The organism is Pseudoalteromonas sp. TB25 (assembly GCF_000497995.1).
Taxonomy (GTDB): domain Bacteria; phylum Pseudomonadota; class Gammaproteobacteria; order Enterobacterales; family Alteromonadaceae; genus Pseudoalteromonas; species Pseudoalteromonas distincta.
This window is the reverse complement of sequence record NZ_AUTI01000267.1, coordinates 1-16893: the sequence shown is the minus strand read 5'-3', so window position 1 is coordinate 16893 and position 16893 is coordinate 1. Positions and strand designations below refer to the sequence as shown.

Annotated in this window: 16 protein-coding genes; 13 read left to right on the top strand and 3 right to left on the bottom strand. The window is 36.8% G+C overall.

The window, feature by feature from the left end; genetic code table 11:
- Nucleotides 1–39 precede the first annotated feature (39 nt).
- From pyrD to L652_RS0108745, 6 genes are all read left to right on the top strand, one after another.
- The gene (gene pyrD / locus L652_RS0108770) at nt 40–1050 is read left to right on the top strand and encodes a quinone-dependent dihydroorotate dehydrogenase (protein WP_024595575.1); all 1011 of its coding nucleotides are present in this window, start codon (nt 40–42) and stop codon (nt 1048–1050) included.
- 117 nt (nt 1051–1167) lie between these two features.
- Entirely contained in the window at nt 1168–1698 is a 531-nt protein-coding gene (locus tag L652_RS0108765; protein ID WP_002961896.1) for a cell division protein ZapC, read from the top strand.
- Between the two features lie 91 nt (nt 1699–1789).
- On the top strand, nt 1790–3907 hold the full coding sequence (gene rlmKL, locus L652_RS0108760; RefSeq protein WP_024595574.1) for a bifunctional 23S rRNA (guanine(2069)-N(7))-methyltransferase RlmK/23S rRNA (guanine(2445)-N(2))-methyltransferase RlmL: 2118 nt from the start codon (nt 1790–1792) through the stop codon (nt 3905–3907).
- Nucleotides 3900–4139 carry a glutaredoxin family protein gene (locus tag L652_RS0108755; protein ID WP_002961779.1) on the top strand — a complete coding sequence of 80 codons (240 nt, stop codon included), beginning with the start codon at nt 3900–3902 and terminating at the stop codon, nt 4137–4139. Before rlmKL ends, L652_RS0108755 begins: the two co-directional genes overlap by 8 nt.
- A 15-nt stretch (nt 4140–4154) precedes the next feature.
- Nucleotides 4155–6068 carry an ABC transporter ATP-binding protein gene (locus L652_RS0108750; protein ID WP_024595573.1) on the top strand — a complete coding sequence of 638 codons (1914 nt, stop codon included), beginning with the start codon at nt 4155–4157 and terminating at the stop codon, nt 6066–6068.
- An 11-nt stretch (nt 6069–6079) separates the two neighbouring features.
- Entirely contained in the window at nt 6080–7837 is a 1758-nt protein-coding gene (locus L652_RS0108745) for a DUF3466 family protein (RefSeq protein WP_024595572.1), read from the top strand.
- Nucleotides 7838–7939: 102 nt separating this feature from the next.
- Here the strand turns inward: L652_RS0108745 and L652_RS0108740 are convergent, their stop codons facing one another.
- Nucleotides 7940–8446, bottom strand: coding sequence for a DUF2062 domain-containing protein (locus L652_RS0108740; protein ID WP_024595571.1), 507 nt, complete (start codon nt 8444–8446; stop codon nt 7940–7942).
- Here L652_RS0108740 and L652_RS0108735 point away from each other — a divergent pair.
- From L652_RS0108735 to tcdA, 7 genes are all read left to right on the top strand, one after another.
- The gene (locus tag L652_RS0108735) at nt 8426–10693 is read left to right on the top strand and encodes a DNA internalization-related competence protein ComEC/Rec2 (RefSeq protein ID WP_024595570.1); all 2268 of its coding nucleotides are present in this window, start codon (nt 8426–8428) and stop codon (nt 10691–10693) included. The two genes, L652_RS0108740 and L652_RS0108735, sit on opposite strands and share 21 nt — an antisense overlap.
- Before the next feature lie 60 nt (nt 10694–10753).
- A complete protein-coding gene (gene msbA, locus L652_RS0108730; RefSeq protein WP_024603406.1) occupies nt 10754–12496 on the top strand; it encodes a lipid A export permease/ATP-binding protein MsbA in 1743 nt (580 codons plus the stop codon).
- Nucleotides 12493–13473: a tetraacyldisaccharide 4'-kinase gene (lpxK, locus tag L652_RS0108725; protein WP_024594729.1), complete on the top strand. Its 981-nt coding sequence runs from the start codon at nt 12493–12495 to the stop codon at nt 13471–13473. The genes msbA and lpxK overlap by 4 nt, the downstream gene beginning before the upstream one ends.
- Nucleotides 13463–13660: a Trm112 family protein gene (locus L652_RS0108720; RefSeq protein WP_002961789.1), complete on the top strand. Its 198-nt coding sequence runs from the start codon at nt 13463–13465 to the stop codon at nt 13658–13660. Before lpxK ends, L652_RS0108720 begins: the two co-directional genes overlap by 11 nt.
- Nucleotides 13648–14409 carry a 3-deoxy-manno-octulosonate cytidylyltransferase gene (kdsB, locus tag L652_RS0108715; RefSeq protein WP_024594728.1) on the top strand — a complete coding sequence of 254 codons (762 nt, stop codon included), beginning with the start codon at nt 13648–13650 and terminating at the stop codon, nt 14407–14409. Before L652_RS0108720 ends, kdsB begins: the two co-directional genes overlap by 13 nt.
- On the top strand, nt 14406–15086 hold the full coding sequence (locus L652_RS0108710) for a TIGR01621 family pseudouridine synthase (RefSeq protein ID WP_024594727.1): 681 nt from the start codon (nt 14406–14408) through the stop codon (nt 15084–15086). The genes kdsB and L652_RS0108710 overlap by 4 nt, the downstream gene beginning before the upstream one ends.
- Nucleotides 15087–15884 (top strand): tRNA cyclic N6-threonylcarbamoyladenosine(37) synthase TcdA, encoded by a 798-nt coding sequence (gene tcdA / locus L652_RS0108705; protein ID WP_024603405.1) that lies wholly within the window; start codon nt 15087–15089, stop codon nt 15882–15884. It abuts the gene before it with no gap.
- Between the two features lie 6 nt (nt 15885–15890).
- On the opposite strand, the gene L652_RS0108700 is transcribed toward tcdA, so the two are convergent.
- The gene (locus L652_RS0108700) at nt 15891–16307 is read right to left on the bottom strand and encodes a SufE family protein (RefSeq protein WP_007586879.1); all 417 of its coding nucleotides are present in this window, start codon (nt 16305–16307) and stop codon (nt 15891–15893) included.
- Between the two features lie 33 nt (nt 16308–16340).
- Nucleotides 16341–16893 (bottom strand): aminotransferase class V-fold PLP-dependent enzyme (locus L652_RS0108695; RefSeq protein ID WP_024594543.1); only part of this gene is annotated, 553 nt, incomplete at its 5' end.

Here is a 16893-nt window from a genome sequence, read left to right as displayed (position 1 = left end):
GTATTTTTTTGTCTAAAATTTAAAAAGAGGATTATATTGATGTTTTATGATTTAGCTCGCCGTTTTATGTTTACCCGTGATGCGGAGTGGGCGCATGAGTTTGCACTTAATAATCTTCGTCGTTTTACCAATACCCCTTTAAATTTAGCTTGGTCGCAAAATATTTCTGATAAGCCAGTCGATTTTTTGGGTCTGAAATTTAAAAACCCTGTAGGGCTAGCAGCTGGCCTTGATAAAAATGCGGAATGTATTGATGCATTCAGCCAAATGGGCTTTGGTTTTATTGAAGTTGGCACTATTACGCCGCGTGCTCAAGCGGGTAATGATAAACCTCGTATTTTTAGGTTGCCAGAATCAAACGCTATTATTAACCGTATGGGTTTTAATAATAAAGGCGTTGATAACTTAGTTTCAAATGTAAAAGCAGCAAAATACAGCGGCATACTCGGTATTAATATTGGTAAAAATAAAGATACGCCAAATGAACAAGGTAAAGATGACTATATTCATTGTATGCGTAAAGTGTTTGAGCATGCCTCATACATTACGGTAAATATTTCATCACCAAATACACCTGGCTTGCGTGATTTGCAATATGGCGCTGCACTTGATGATTTACTGCAGAGTCTTAAAAACGAACAGTTAGATTTAGTTGCAAAGCACAATAAACAAGTGCCTATGCTTGTAAAAATTGCACCGGATCTAGATCAAATTCAAATTCAACAAGTAAGTGAATCACTTTTAAATAATAAAATCGATGGTGTAATTGCCACCAACACCACGCTTGAGCGAGCTGCAGTTATGGGCCAGCAATATGCAGAAGAAGCCGGCGGTTTATCAGGTCACCCTGTTAGAATGCGTTCTACAGAGGTTGTGAGTGAATTGAAACGCTTAACACAAGGTAAATTACCAATCATCGGAGTTGGCGGAATAGATGATGCGCAATCTGCAAAAGAAAAGTTCGATGCAGGCGCAAATTTAGTCCAGGTTTATACTGGGTTCATCTACAAAGGTCCACAATTGGTAAAGTCGATCGTTAACGGCTTATAAGGATCAGTTATCTAAGCTTTTGATCGTTCGATAAATGTTCTAAGCAAGCATTTTAAAAGTGGTCAAAAGCGGTTATACTGTGAGCAATAATTATTCAACATACCCAAGGAGGAGTAAATGTTACAAGCATCAAAGCAATGGCAGTGGATTACTTGTCCTAATAAAAATCGTTTATTACTTGATTTAAATGACGACATGCAATTATGTACGCCCTATAAGTTAAGACAACTCACCGATTCTGTTTTTAAAAATCCACGTTTTAGTTTAGAAGATGCTGCATTTTATGAACAAGTTTATAACTATTTAGATGGGTTTGAATTGTGGTCTGCTGCTCAAATTTGTCAAATATCGCTAAATGCAACCGCTGTTAAGTATCACTTAAAACCCGTTTTATCAAAAAGCTGGTTTTTTGAAGAATACACTGGAACAGAGCCAAGTGTAGAAGCAATAGTTAAATTAATATCTAAAGCGCAGACTGGCGATTTTTTAATTGTAGAGCATTGCCCTGATGCATCTATTTGCTTAAATTTAAGCGAAACCTTTAAATTAGACGAAAATTTATCTTTAGCGCAATTTGAAGTAATCCGTATTTTGAATAATCGAGTACACCCCATCCTAAATCAGCAATATCAAAGTCAAACCGCCTAACCAAATTTAAGTCTTAAGCGTGTCTTTATGGCGTGTTTGTCGCCCAACCTATGTTATAATCCTGCGCAATTAGCTATTAAGGGTTATTACTTTGCAATTTATCGCACTTACTTCTATCGGAATCGAAAATTTATTGGTTGATGAACTAACAGAACTTGGCGCAACTGTGTCTAAGCAAACTGTTGGTTCTGTTCGTTTTGAGGCTGACTCATTACTGGCGCAAAAGGTTTGTTTATCAAGTCGTTTTGCAACGCGTGTGCTTATGCTTATTGAAGAAAAAGAAGGCGTAGATGATAAGAATAGCCTGTATAATTTTGCTCGCTCGCAACCTTGGCAAGAGTGGTTTGGACCAACTCAAACATTCGCTGTCGACTTCAACGGTACCAATGACTCATTAAAAAACACACAATTTTCGGGTCTTGTAATAAAAGATGCGATTGTTGACTACTTTAATGATTTATACGAGCAGCGTCCTAACGTTGATAAGCAAGATGCAAATGTGCGTGTTGTTGCACGATTAAATCGTTACGGCGTTTCTATGTATATTGATTATTCGGGCCCTCGTTTGTCTGAACGTGGTTACCGTCAAGGTCAAGGTAAAGCACCAATTAAAGAACATTTAGCTGCTGCATTAATTAAACGAAGTGGTTGGCTTGATAATGTAAAACAACCTTTATTCGATCCATGTTGTGGTGCGGGTACTATTTTAATCGAAGCGGCTGGCATGGCACGAAACGAAGCACCGGGATTATTTCGTGAAGGCTTTGCTTTTGAGCGTTTACCCAGTTTTAGAGCCGCTAAGTTTAAAGAACTTAAAGAAGAGTTACTTGCTAACATTACCGATCCTAAATTGTGGTTAATTGGCCACGATTACGATGAACAAGTTTTAAATAAAGCGATTGATAATGCCAAACGTGCTGAGCTTGATGATGTTATTAAGTTTAAGCAAAGTGATGCAACTAAACTTACTGCTGTTGCAAAATTACCGGGTGTTGTAATTTCAAACTTACCTTATGGTGAGCGTATTGGTTCTATGGCTGAGCTTGTTGATTTACACCGTAATTTAGGTGTTGGCTTTAAAAAGCACTTTAATCATTGGAAACTTGCCTTACTAGGTATGGACGAGAGCTTATTTAAACTTTTAAAACTTGTGCGTCTTAAGCGTTATAAGTTTAAAAATGGCCCACTTGATGTTGAACTTAACTTATATCAATTAGATGATAAGCAAGTAAGTTTGACCACCGATGATAAAAAAGCGCTTAATTTTGAATGCTCTACGTCATTCGCAAATAGATTGAAAAAGAATAAGCAAGGCTTAAAAAACTGGCTTAAACAAAATAAAGTAGACGCTTATCGAGTTTATGAAGCGGATATCCCTGAGTACAATGTTGCTGTAGATATTTACGGTGACTCTGCGGTTATTTTTGAATATGCAGCGCCTAAAGAAATTGATGAAAAAACATCAGAAAAACGCCTGCAAGACGTAATAACATTGACTTCGCAACAACTTGATATCTCACCTGAAAATATTGCTGTAAAAGTGCGTAAAAAGCAAAAGGGCGAAGAGCAGTATACGGCCATGTCTAAACAAAACCGCACTATGGTAGTTGAAGAGTTTGGTGCTAAGTTTAAAGTTAATTTATTTGACTACTTAGACACAGGTTTGTTTTTAGATCACCGTTTAATGCGTCGTTATATTCAAGAAAATGCGAAAGATAAGCGCTTTTTAAACTTGTTTGCATACACAGGTACAGCCTCTGTGCATGCTGCACTTGGTGGCGCTAAAGCAATTACAACAGTTGATTTATCTAAAACCTATTTAAAATGGGGCCAAGATAACTTCGATTTAAACAATATCAGTAATACACGTTACCGTTTTGAACAAGCAGATTGTTTAAAGTGGTTAGAGCATGCGACAGCACAATATGATTTGATATTTTTAGACCCTCCAACGTTCTCAAACTCAAAACGTATGAAAGACGCGTTTGATGTGCAAAGTGATCACATTAAATTATTAACGTGGGTTAAAAAGATCTTAAGTCCATCAGGTACTTTGATTTTCTCTAATAACAAACGTGGTTTTGTAATGGATGAAGTTGGCCTGATTGGTTTAGGTTTAAAAGCCGTTAATATCTCAGATAAAACGCTATCACCAGACTTCAAACGTAATAAAAAAATCCATAATAGCTGGCTAATTACGCATGGCTAAATGGATTTTATATCATACTGATGGTTGCCACTTGTGCGAACAGGCTGAGCAACTTATCACTGATGTACTAAATGACAACAGTGAGTTATTACTAATCGATATTATGACTGATGAGCAGCTTATTGCTGAGTATCAAATTACTATTCCTGTATTAAAAAGTGAAAAAGGCGAGAAATTATATTGGCCTTTTACTTTACACTCTGTGCGCGAATTTTTAGCACAAGCAGAATAAGAGCAAATAAGAACTATGGATTTAATAAGAATTTTAAAAGCACAACTTGCTTTTGGTACACATGCTTTGCTTAACAAAGCAGACGCCGTTATAGAAAGTGGCGAAAGAGTGTGTGTAGTTGGTCGAAATGGCGCGGGTAAGTCAACGTTATTAAAAGTACTTGATGGACAAGTTGTTTTAGATGACGGTGAAATAAATCAGCTTGGTGGCATTCGAATTTCTCGTTTAGAGCAAGATCCACCAAAAGGTGCAAGCGGAACAGTATTTGATTACGTTGCGCAGGGTATGCCGGAAATCGCTAACCTACTCATTGATTTTCATCATGTTAGCAACGAACTGCAAACACAATGTACTGATAAGTTATTAAATAAACTTGAACGTTTATCAAACCAACTTGAAGCCGCTGATGGTTGGCGTTTTGATAGCCGAATTCAATTAGTTTTGACACAATTAGAATTAACACCAGAGGCTAAACTTGAGTCCCTTTCTGGTGGCTGGTTACGTAAAGTAGCACTTGCGCGTGCACTTGTAAGTGAGCCTGACTTATTATTACTAGATGAGCCAACAAACCATTTAGATATGGCTAGTGTAATGTGGCTTGAACAGTTTTTAAAAGAATTTAAAGGCGGCATTGTATTTATATCGCATGACCGTGCGTTTATTCGCGCTGTTGCTACGCGTATTTTAGATTTAGATCGCGGTAAACTTATTTCGTACCCAGGTGATTACGCGACTTATCTAGAGCAAAAAGCGCATGATTTAAAAGTAGAAGAAGCGCAAAATGCATTGTTTGATAAGCGTTTAGCTGAAGAAGAAACGTGGATTCGCCAAGGTGTTAAAGCGCGAAGAACGCGTAACGAAGGGCGCGTTCGAGAGCTAAAACAGCTACGTAATGAGCGCAAGCAACGTGTTGATCAAGTTGGAAAAACTGACTTTAATATTGAAACAGCTGATCGCTCAGGTAAGTTGGTATTTGAAGCTAAGAACCTTTGCCATGCATTTAAAGACAAAGTTATTGCTGATGATTTTTCGACACTTGTAATGCGTGGCGACAGAATTGGCCTAGTAGGCCCAAATGGTATTGGTAAAACAACACTATTAAAACTAATGTTTGGTGATTTAAAACCTGATAGTGGTATTACTAAGCAAGGTGTTAATTTAGAGTTTGCTTACTTTGACCAATACCGTGAAAAACTTGACGAAGAAGCAACTGTTCAAGATAACGTTGCCGAAGGTAAACAAGAAGTGATGATGGGCGGTCGTTCACGCCATGTTTTAGGTTACCTGCAAGACTTTTTATTCCCTCCAGCACGCGCTCGAACCCCGGTTAAAGCACTCTCTGGTGGTGAAAAAAATAGACTGCTATTAGCTAAACTGTTTTTAAAACCATCTAATATACTTGTTCTCGATGAGCCAACGAATGACTTGGACATTGAAACGTTAGAGTTACTAGAGGACATTATTAATCAATATCAAGGTACAGTGCTGATTGTAAGCCATGACCGAGAATTTATTGATAATACATGTTCTAGTGTATGGGCATTTGAAGGCAATGGTAAAGTAACAGATATCGTCGGTGGTTATAGCGACTATGAAGCTTATGTAGGTTACTTAGCTGAACAAGAAAAAAAAATTCAGCAACAACCAGTAAAAAAAGTTGAAAAAGTAGCCGCTCCAGCTGCAAAACCAGCAGCTAAGACAAATAAACTCTCTTACAAATTAAAACTTGAATTAGAGCAACTACCGAATAAAATGGAAAAACTAGAAGCTGAAATTGAAGCTCAACAAGCTGTAGTGAGTGACGCAAACTTTTTTAAACAAGAGAGTGATGTAACAACTAAAGCATTGAACCATTTAGCACAACTTGAGTCTGACCTTGAAGCTGCCCTTGAGCGCTGGGAAGAACTTGAAGAATTACAGAATCAGTAGTAAGGACTAAAATGAAATATAAATTACTCGCTGCCAGTATTTTAGCGACATTAAGCACTTCAGCCACAAGTGCGACGTACCAGTTAAGTGAATTAGGGACTCTTGAAGACGCTAAATATTCTTATGTAACAGATGTAAGCGAAAGCGGGCATATTATTGGTTTCGCAAATGGTTTATACAATTTACCTATTGATACCAGCTATATAGATTTTACTGAAAATGTTATTGAAAGTGCTTACGACAGCACAGAAGCAGCATATGAATTAAGTGATAAAGAAATTACTTTCACACTTGATGACATTGAAAATAATGATGCCGTAAGCACTAATCCTGATGCTCATGCTTTTATGGTTAGTTTTTTGGCAAATTCGAATTTAGGAATTCCGTCTAACTTTGAATATCAAAAAATGAGTTCTTTAGTTGGGATTAAATTTAACGAATCAGAGATTACTGAACAACCGATTTTTGATATAGCTTCTGTTGATTATGATGGATTAACTCGTTCTACTGTCAATCTTTTAAATGCAGTAAGTGAAGATGGCGTTACAGTTGGTTGGGGTAGTGCCCCATACGATAAAGTATCTTTTACACCTGATGGTGAAGATGATGCAGAAACATGGTTTACTCATGAATTTATAGAGCGTGGGATTGTAATAAGCGCTGATGGCAGTGTAAGTGTTGAGTTAGAGCCTGAGTTTAATGAATACGGTGGTACAAGTCGTGCCAACGATATTATTAAAACTAACAGTGGTTATACCGTTGTAGGTAATATGTCTACAAGCATTCCAGATGACAGACAAGATAATATTGATGATAACTGTGATAATGAAGACGAACCTACGTCAGTATGTATCAACTTGTTAAATACAAATATTACACGAGGCTTATTTAATAAGCGCGCTGTTAAATGGGAACTTGATGAATCACTTAATATCACGTCTGTTGAAGAGCTTGGTATGGCACTGACACCTGATGAAGGTGAAGCGGAAGATGATGCATTTACAAGTACTGCTTTAGCAGTGAACAACAACGGGACAATTGTAGGATCATCGAATACACGTTATTACAAAAATGACGATACAATTCTTACAATGCCAGTTTATTTTAAAGACGGTGCGGTTGTTGATTTTATTAATCAAGAAGATGACTGGCAGTCTGGTAAATCAATTGCTATTAATGATAACGATGTAATTACAGGTTATGCAACTAAGCGTATTGAAGGCACTCTTCGTAATAAATTCTTTTACCATGATATAGCAACGGGTAGTACGGTTTTCCCTACTGATTACTTTTCAAGCTCAAGTTCTTACGGTAACGATATAAACAACCAAGGTTATATTGTAGGTGAAGGGGAAGTGGGTGTTTCTGATAGCTCGCGACTCAAAGAGGCCTTTATTTACAAAATTGGTGAAGACAAAATCACTAATCTAAACGATTTACTGCCTTGTTATGACACCGACGGTGAAACTGATTACGCTTATACTATGGTTGAAGCGACTGCTATCAACGAAAATAATGAAATATTTGGTACTGCGACTAAAACAGTTGAAAAGCTAGATTCATTAGGCGGTGTAGTAACTGATATTAATGGTGAAATTGAATATGAGAGTATTGCAATAGCAGTTAAACTAACGCCAATTGCAAATGGTGAAGTAGAAAGCTGTGCTCCAGTAGAAGCTGAAGTTTATGAGCGTAACTCTGCTAGCTTCCCTTGGTATACATTATTGTTATTACCACTGGTTGGCTTAAGGCGTGTATTTCGCTTTTAAAGTTTATTGATTATAAAAAAACCAACTTGATAAAGTTGGTTTTTTTTCGTCTATAATATTTTATTAGATTAGGATTGCAGCGATTATTTAGCTTTAACGCCACTAATTATTTCGTGATAACCATGCTTTTTTCACAGAGCGGCGCCAAATAATATCGATACCAAAATATCCTATAATTGATGCAATAGAAGCACATACTAATGAACCTAATAAAAATGCAGGACCAATTGTTTCTATACTTTCTAAAAACCAAGACCAACTTGCTTCAAATACAAAGTGTTGTTCTGGCTGATTAAGTATTAACGTACCCACTAAGTATGAGCCATAAAAGATAGGTGGCATGGTTAATGGATTCGTAAGCCATACTAAAGCAACTGATATGGGTAAATTAACCCTAAATAATATAGCACCTGCTGCGGCTAAAACCATTTGAAAAGGAACAGGGATGAAAGCAAAAAATAACCCGACCGCGAAGGCCCCTCGAGCTGAACGTCTATTTAAATGCCAAAGATTTGCGTCTTGCAAAAGTCGTCCAAATATTTTTAGTGATTTATGATGTCTAATTTTATTTGGATCAGGTAAAAATCTTTGGATCGTTTTTTTAGCCATTTAAAGCAACCATTTACATCAGTGTGGATAAGTCTTGGGTTTGTAATTGGCTGTGTAGCAACCGTGTTTTATTATCAAACTCTCGAATTTACAGTCTTCACAATTTTCATTGTAATAGTGAGCGCTTATTTTAAGCCGTTTTTAAACGTATTGTTAGGCTTTATTTGTGCAATTTGCTTTGTTGGTATGCATTTCTACCTTTTTTATAGTTTTGAAATACCAAAATCGAACGAAAAGTATGCACTTGATTCTACATTAGTTGTTGAAGAGGTTATTTCTGATAAAAAACCTCAGTATATCAAAGCCAAAATAGTGGCATTAGACGGGAGTAGCTTTTCGAATTTTAGAGCACCCAAAGCAATGCTCAGTGTTAATTCTGCACAGCCTTTTACAGTCGGGGATGAATTCTCTGCATTAATCCATTTAAAATATTTTCGCAGTAATAAAAATTTTAATGTGTTTGATACTGAACGTTATGCATTTATAAATAGAATATTATTTAAAGGCAAAGTTCTCAATAAAGAGCTTAATATAATACACAGCGATAAACAAAGCATCGTACTAGATTATCAAAACTTCATTAAAAATACCTATACAAATACAAGATTGCAGTGGCTCTATTATGCATTACTCAGTGGTGATAAATCGTTAATGAGCTATACAGATAAACAATTAATGCAATCACTTGGGTTAAGTCATTTACTGGCTATATCGGGTTTACATATTGGTTTGATTTTTAGCTTTGGTTATTTATTCATTCGATTTATCTGTACGAAAATAAACTTTTCAATTGGTCAATCATTTAACCTTACACTTTACTACAGTTCGTTCGGTTTTATAGCTGCATTAGTTTACGTATATTTAAGTGACTTTTTAGTATCAGCAACGCGAGCACTAATTATGCTGGGTTGTTATTTGTTACTTTATTTTCTTGCTAAGCAGCCGCTGCGATGGCGGAGTATTTTATTTGCCTTGGTAATAGTGCTTGCTGTTAACCCATTTAATTTACTTAATCCAGGTCTGTATTTTTCATTTTTAGCGGTCGCTATAATTTTTACTGTTATTAATAAATTACCAATATTAAATACACGAATCAAAAACAAAATTATTGCGTTATTTGTTATTCAAGTAGCATTGTTTATCGGTTTATTACCACTTTCACTTTATTTTTTTAATGGCGTAAGTATTGCGGGCCTAGTCATTAACTTAATTGCGATACCGTTTCTTTCCATCATTATTTTGCCATTTTTGATTGTTTTTACATTACTGAGTACTTTTTTAGATATAGGTAATTTAATACATTTGTTTGATACAGGGTTATATGCGTTATTTAAATTACTTTATGAAATACCCGAGTCGTTAAGATGGCTGACAACAGGAAGAATCGAGTTAATATTCGTCATTTTTACCTATATTACTATGTTGATGATTTACTTCCTCCCCTATAAATTGTTCTCTTTCATTCCTTTAACAGTACTTTTATTGAATAATCTTCTAAAAGAAAAGCCTAACTGGCAACTTCATGTGTTTGATGTTGGGCATGGTCTCATGGCATTAATTGAAAAAGATAACCAAGTGCTTATCTATGATTTTGGTCCAAGTTATTTTAATCGTTTTAGCCGTACGCGAAGTATTTTATTGCCTTATATAAAAGCAAATAATTTCACAGTAAAAACAGCGATTCTAAGTCATGAAGACAGCGATCACGCTGGAGGAATACAGCATTTTATTGAAGCTGGATTTGGGGAAACATTAAAGCAATTTCATCCTGAAAATACACTTAATGTGTGTGAAGTCCAAAGTGTTGATTTTGTCGGTTTAAGAGTAGAAAGCTTTAGCACTATAGGGTATGGAAATGAAAACGACGATTCATGCGTTGTTAGAGTATCGAGTAATACTTATAGTGTGTTATTTACAGGTGATATATCAAAATCCCGTGAAGCCTCATTATTAGCTAATAATACATCGTTGAAAAGTACAGTCATGTTAAGCCCGCATCATGGCAGTGATACATCCTCAAGTGTTAATTTTATTAGTGATGTAGCTCCTATAGTTGTGATTCATTCAAGTGCTTATAAAGGACAGTGGGAATTTCCCAAGCCCGTTGTCGTCGAGCGTTACAAAGCAATAAGCGCCGAGCAATTTACAACAGGCGTTGAAGGACAAATTAGTATTAAATTCTACTCAAACAATTTGGTCATAGAAACAGCAAGAGGGCAGGAAAGTTATTGGTTTATCAAAGATTGACGTTTAGTTTTATCTCATCGGAGGATACAATACAGATTGTTACTGTATTTAGAGAGTGTTATGGATCAAAGTACTACACAAATTTATAAACGTCTTGTCTCGTATGTTGGCACCTACAAAAGCGTCGCATTTGTCGCAATTATTGGGATGATAGGCTATTCAGCAATGGATGCTTTATTTATTCAATTAATGAAGCCGTTTATTGATCAAGGTTTGAACCAGCGTAATACAGAAGTTTTAAAGTACGCTCCTTTTGTCGTTATCGCGTTAGTTCTAGGGCGTGGTGTTTTTAACTTTATGTCTTCTTACTGCTTAAGTTATGTAGGCTCCCAAGTTGTACGCTCTTTACGCCAAGAGTTATTTGAGCACATATTGCACTTACCCGTTTCTTTTCATGACAAAAACTCAACGGGGGATTTAATTTCAAAAATCACATTTGATACAGAACAAGTTCAACAAGCGATTACTAAAGCCTTGCTAATAGTTGTACGTGAAGGGGCATTTGTTGTATTTTTACTTGCGGTAATGTTCTATACCAGTTGGCAACTATCACTGATATTTTTAGTGATCATCCCACTTGTTGCTATTATTGTCGCCGTCGTCTCTAAACGTTTTCGCCACATTTCTAAAAACATTCAATCTGCCATGGGGCAAGTTACCCGTAGCTCAGAACAAATGCTGAGCGGACATAAAGTTATTCATGGTTTTGGTGGTCAAGATCAAGAGATTAATCACTTCTCGAAAATTAATAATCATAATCGTCAGCAACGTATCAAAATGGACGCAACTAAAGCGCTTAGTGTGTCTATAATTCAAATTTTAGCGGCAAGTGCCATGGCAGTTATTTTGTGGGCGGTGTCGTTGCCATCAATGATTGATACGATTACATCTGGTGACTTCATGGCATTAATTGCCTCAATGATGATGTTATTACGTCCGCTAAAACAACTTGCCAATGTGAATAGTGATATGCAACGTGGTATCTCTGCAGCGCAAAGTATATTTTTAGTTTTAGACGAAGAAATGGAAAAAGATACAGGCACTGTTTCGGTTGATAAAGTTAAAGGTTTAATTGAAGTTAAGAACGTAACCTTTAAGTACCCAACTAAAGATGAAGCCGTATTAAACGATTTGTCGCTAACGATTNCGGGTGAAAGTATTGCCTTAGTAGGGCGCTCAGGCTCTGGTAAGTCAACAATTTCTAACTTGTTACCCCGCTATTATGATTTAGAACTACCGAGTGAAATTTTACTTGATGGCATAGCACTGCAGGACTATAAATTAACTGATCTGCGTCGCCAATTTGCTTTAGTGTCTCAGCAAGTTGTGTTATTTAACGATACGATTGCCAATAATATTTGTTATGGCATAAAGCACGATGTGTCTGTTGCAGAGTTAGAGCAAGTTGCTAAACAAGCGCACGTTTGGGAGTTTGTTAAAGACTTGCCAGAGCAATTAAACACCATGGTAGGTGAAAATGGCGTAATGCTCTCCGGTGGCCAACGCCAGCGAATAGCGATAGCGCGTGCAATATTAAAAGATGCACCTATTTTGATTTTAGATGAGGCAACATCAGCACTTGATACCGAATCAGAAAAGCTTATTCAGCAAGCGTTAGAAACGCTAATGAAAGATAAAACCTCTATTGTTATAGCACATCGCTTATCTACTATTGAAAACAGTGACAGAATTTATGTTATTGATAACGGTCGTGTGATAGAAAGTGGCGATCATAGTAGCTTATTAGCAAATGACGGTACTTATTCAGCACTTTGCAAAATGCAGTTTGGTGATCAGGCGTGAGCAAAATAGAGCAAAGCTGGTATAAACCATTTGGTCTAATTACTTTACTGTTATTACCATTAAGTGCTTTGTTTTGGGTTGTATCGTCATTTCGAAAATACTTATACAGCGCTAAAATACTTAAATCTTTTGAGTGCAAAACGCCTGTAATTGTAGTTGGCAATATAAGCGTTGGCGGTAATGGTAAAACGCCTTTTGTTTTGTGGCTGTATAGTCATTTAACACAGCAAGGTTTATCAGTGGGTATTATTAGTAGAGGTTATGGTGGGCAATCAGATAATTACCCGCTGTTAGTCACTTCAGTTGTTGACGCCCAACAGGCTGGAGATGAGCCTGTACTTTTATACCATCGTTTAAAGTGCCCAATAGCAGTTGGCCCTAATAGACAACACAATATCGATTTATTAGAAAAAAATTATACGCTAGATGTCATTATTTCTGATGATGGGATGCAGCATTATAAAATGCCTCGTAGCATTGAGTGTTGTATTGTTGATAGTGAACGCCGCTTTGGTAATGGTTTTGTTATGCCCGCAGGGCCACTACGCGAAACAACTAAACGCTTACAAAGTGTTGATATAGTAATTGAAAATGGCGGTGAGGCTAATAATAGCTACGTGCTGCAAGTAAGTAACCTTCGCTTAGTTAATTCAAGTGATGATGCAAAAAGTAACGTAAGCGAGGCGCATGCAATAAGTGCAATTGGGAACCCTAAACGGTTTGAAAACTCATTAGAAGCACAAAATATTAAGCTATTGTCGACTCATCATTTTAGAGATCATTATGCTTATACAGCAGATGATTTTATTCAGTTTGGTGATGATTGCATTATAATGACCGAAAAAGACGCGGTTAAATGTAAGTCCTTTGCAAAACCTAATTGGTATTATTTACCTGTAGATGCAGAGCCTTCCGATAGCGTAATAAACACATTAAATTCATTATTAAAAGAAAAAGGAATACTCAATGGCCTTTGATACAAAATTACTCGAGATAATTGCCTGCCCAGTTTGTAAGGGTAAATTACGCTTTGATAGAGAAAACAACGAACTAATTAGTACTGCAGCTAAGCTTGCTTACCCCGTTCAAGATGATATTCCAGTATTGCTTGAAAACGAAGCACGTGAGTTATCTTTAGAAGAGGTTGAAAAGTGGAATTCGTAGTTGTAATTCCTGCACGTTTTGCATCAACCCGACTACCTGGTAAGCCGCTTGCTGATATTTGCGGTAAGCCAATGGTTCAACATGTTTACGAAAAAGCATGTTTATCAGGTGCAAGTAAAGTGGTTATAGCAACCGATCATCAAAAAGTGTTTGATGCAGTAAGTTTATTTACTAGTGATGTTGTAATGACTCGCGAAGATCACCAATCGGGTACTGAGCGTTTAGCCGAAGTAGTTGATTTACTTGATCTCGACAGCAATACAATTGTGGTTAATGTACAAGGCGATGAGCCCTTACTTGCGCCAGAAAACGTATCTCAAGTTGCTGCACTATTAAGTGATTCAACAGCACCAATGGCAACGTTAAGTGTTGCTATTGAAGAGCGTGATGAAGTATTTAATCCTAATGCCGTTAAAGTGGTTAGCGATATAAATAAAAATGCGCTGTATTTTTCTCGTGCAAGTATTCCGTTTGATAGAAGCACAATGATGAATGACAGCAGTGCTCTTAATTTAGCGCCATTTCAGCGCCACGTAGGTATTTATGCGTACAGAGCGGGTTTTATTAAACAATATATAGAATTGAGCGTATCGCCACTTGAGCTACTTGAATCGCTTGAGCAGTTACGTGTGTTGTATCATGGTTATAAAATCAAAATAGAACAAGCTCAAATAGCCCCTCATGCAGGTGTCGATACGCCCGATGACTTAGCGAAAGTGATAGGGCATATTAAAAGTACAAGCGCGTGAGTGAACAAGTAAGTAAAATATTAAAAATCGTTTTTACACATAACGATTTTTATATTTTAGAAAAGCCAGCGGGTCTTAATTTTCATTCGGAAGAGGGCCCCGGCTTTGTTGTGTTAGCCGAACAACAATTAGCGCAAAAGCTTTATGCCGTTCATCGTTTAGATAAAGTGACATCAGGGCTGATTATTTTAGCGCGAAACAAAGCCGCTGCGGCCAGCTTTACTGTTATGTTTACTGAGCATGCGATTGCTAAATTTTATTTAGCGATTAGTGACGCTAAACCAAAAAAGAAGCAAGGTTGGATTAAAGGCGATATGGCTAAATCTCGCCGTGGCTCGTTTAAGTTACTAACGAGTAAGCTTAACCCTGCAATCACCCGATTTTATTCGCTAAGTTATAAGCCAGGATTTAGAGGGTATATTTTAAAGCCTTATTCAGGAAAGACGCATCAATTAAGAGTGGCACTAAAAAGTATTGGCTCTGCTATTTTAGGCGATGCAATGTATTCAGGCACGCCATCAAATCGTACCCATTTACATGCATATGCATTGAGCTTTTTATGGCTAGGTGAACAAATACAGCTAACTTTATTACCCGATAATGGTGATGAGTATTTGGCGTTAATTAAACATCAAGATTTTCAAGCATGGCAATCGCCATGGCAACTGGATTGGTAAATGAGCGAAAAAGTTACAGATATACGTTTTGGTGGTATTAAACGTTTATATGGTCATCAACAGTTTGATTGGCTTCAAGAAGCACATTTTTGTGTAGTAGGGATTGGTGGTGTAGGGAGCTGGACAGCAGAAGCACTTGCACGTACTGGTGTTGGTAAAATAACATTGATTGATTTGGATGATATTTGCGCGACTAACGTCAATAGACAAATTCATGCGTTAACGGGCACTATTGGTCAAGCTAAAGTAGATGCAATGAAAGCGCGCTGCGAGCTTATTAATCCAGAGTGCCAAATTAATGTAATAGATGACTTTATTACGCTTGATAATATTCAAGAGCATATTCAAGGTTTTGATTATGTAATTGATTGTATTGATGCAGTTAAAGAAAAAGCAGCATTAATTGCTCACTGTAAACGTAATAAACTACCTATAATTACAACTGGTGGTGCTGGCGGGCAAACAGATCCTAGCCAAATAACGTTTGGTGATGTAGCCAAAACTACGCAAGACCCATTGCTTGCAAAAGTACGTTATATTTTGCGTAAGCAATATAATTTTAGTAATAATCCTAAACGTAAATTTAATATTGATTGTGTTTACTCAACAGAGCAATTGGTTTACCCAGGAAGCGATGGCAGCGTATGTCATGCAAAGCAAAGTGCTGATGGCTCGATGAATATGGATTGTAATAATGGTTTTGGATCTGTGACTATGATCACAGGAAGCTTTGGCTTTTTTGTTGCGGCAAAAGCGGTGCGTAAATATCTAGATAAAAAACAACGCTCGCAAGCTTAGTTTTTGCTAACTAAGCTTTTGTTGTGCCATGGTTTGTATTTTATCAACCATGGCTTTAATACCATTACCACGTGATGCGCTTAAGTGGCTTATAAGGCCGAGCTTTTCAAATTCTTCATACGCATTTTTATTCACTACTTGCTCTGGTGTGAGGCCATTGTAAAGCGCTAAAATAATGGCTAATAATCCTTTTACTATACGTGTATCTGAGTCACCAATTACAACAAGTGTATTTTCTGTTAAATCAAATTCAACAAACATCCATACTTTGCTTTCACAGCCTGGTACAAGTGCATCATCAGTCTTCAAAACATCAGCTAAAACAGGTAAAGTTTTTCCTAAAAGCATTATCTCACGATATTTTTGCTGCCAAGCGGGCGCATTTTTTATAGATTCTGTGACTTTGTTAAACGTATTTGTCATGAGTTATCCTAATTAATTCTATTAAAGTGACGTTTAGTCCAGTAAAGCGATACATTTTTTAAGTGAATCAATGAATATATCTACATCTTCATAGGTATTATAAAAACAAAAGCTCGCTCTTAGCGTTCCATTAAGCCCTAAATGTGTCATTAATGGCTGTGTACAATGGTGTCCACTCCTTACTGCAACCCCGTAACCGTCAAGTAAAGTTGCCAAATCATAAGGATGTTCATCATTTAAGTTGAAGCAGAGTGTACCAATATTGTCAGATAGGTTGCTATATATTGTAATACCATCAACCTTTACCAATTTTTGAGCTGCATAACTAAACAATTTTTGCTCATATTGCTGGATTTTTGCGTGATCTAATTCATTTAAATAGTCTAATGCGGCACCAAAGCCTAAAACTCCAGAGATATTTGGTGTTCCAGTTTCAAATTTTGCAGGCGCAGGACGATAAGTACTGTGAGTTAAGTACACTTTATCGATCATTTCCCCACCTGATTGGTAAATCTCAAGGGTATTTAATTGCTCATATCGACCATAAAGTACACCTAATCCTGTTGGACCGAGCATTTTATGGCTT

What these genes read in the sequence shown, in the direction of transcription:
- L652_RS0108765 (WP_002961896.1), top strand. Translation starts at nt 1,168, where the DNA reads ATGTTACAAGCATCAAAGCAATGGCAGTGGATTACTTGTCCTAATAAA.
- pyrD (WP_024595575.1), top strand. Translation starts at nt 40, where the DNA reads ATGTTTTATGATTTAGCTCGCCGTTTTATGTTTACCCGTGATGCGGAG.
- L652_RS0108740 (WP_024595571.1), bottom strand. Translation starts at nt 8,446, where the DNA reads ATGGCTAAAAAAACGATCCAAAGATTTTTACCTGATCCAAATAAAATT.
- L652_RS0108750 (WP_024595573.1), top strand. Translation starts at nt 4,155, where the DNA reads ATGGATTTAATAAGAATTTTAAAAGCACAACTTGCTTTTGGTACACAT.
- tcdA (WP_024603405.1), top strand. Translation starts at nt 15,087, where the DNA reads ATGAGCGAAAAAGTTACAGATATACGTTTTGGTGGTATTAAACGTTTA.
- L652_RS0108700 (WP_007586879.1), bottom strand. Translation starts at nt 16,307, where the DNA reads ATGACAAATACGTTTAACAAAGTCACAGAATCTATAAAAAATGCGCCC.
- L652_RS0108745 (WP_024595572.1), top strand. Translation starts at nt 6,080, where the DNA reads ATGAAATATAAATTACTCGCTGCCAGTATTTTAGCGACATTAAGCACT.
- L652_RS0108720 (WP_002961789.1), top strand. Translation starts at nt 13,463, where the DNA reads ATGGCCTTTGATACAAAATTACTCGAGATAATTGCCTGCCCAGTTTGT.
- L652_RS0108755 (WP_002961779.1), top strand. Translation starts at nt 3,900, where the DNA reads ATGGCTAAATGGATTTTATATCATACTGATGGTTGCCACTTGTGCGAA.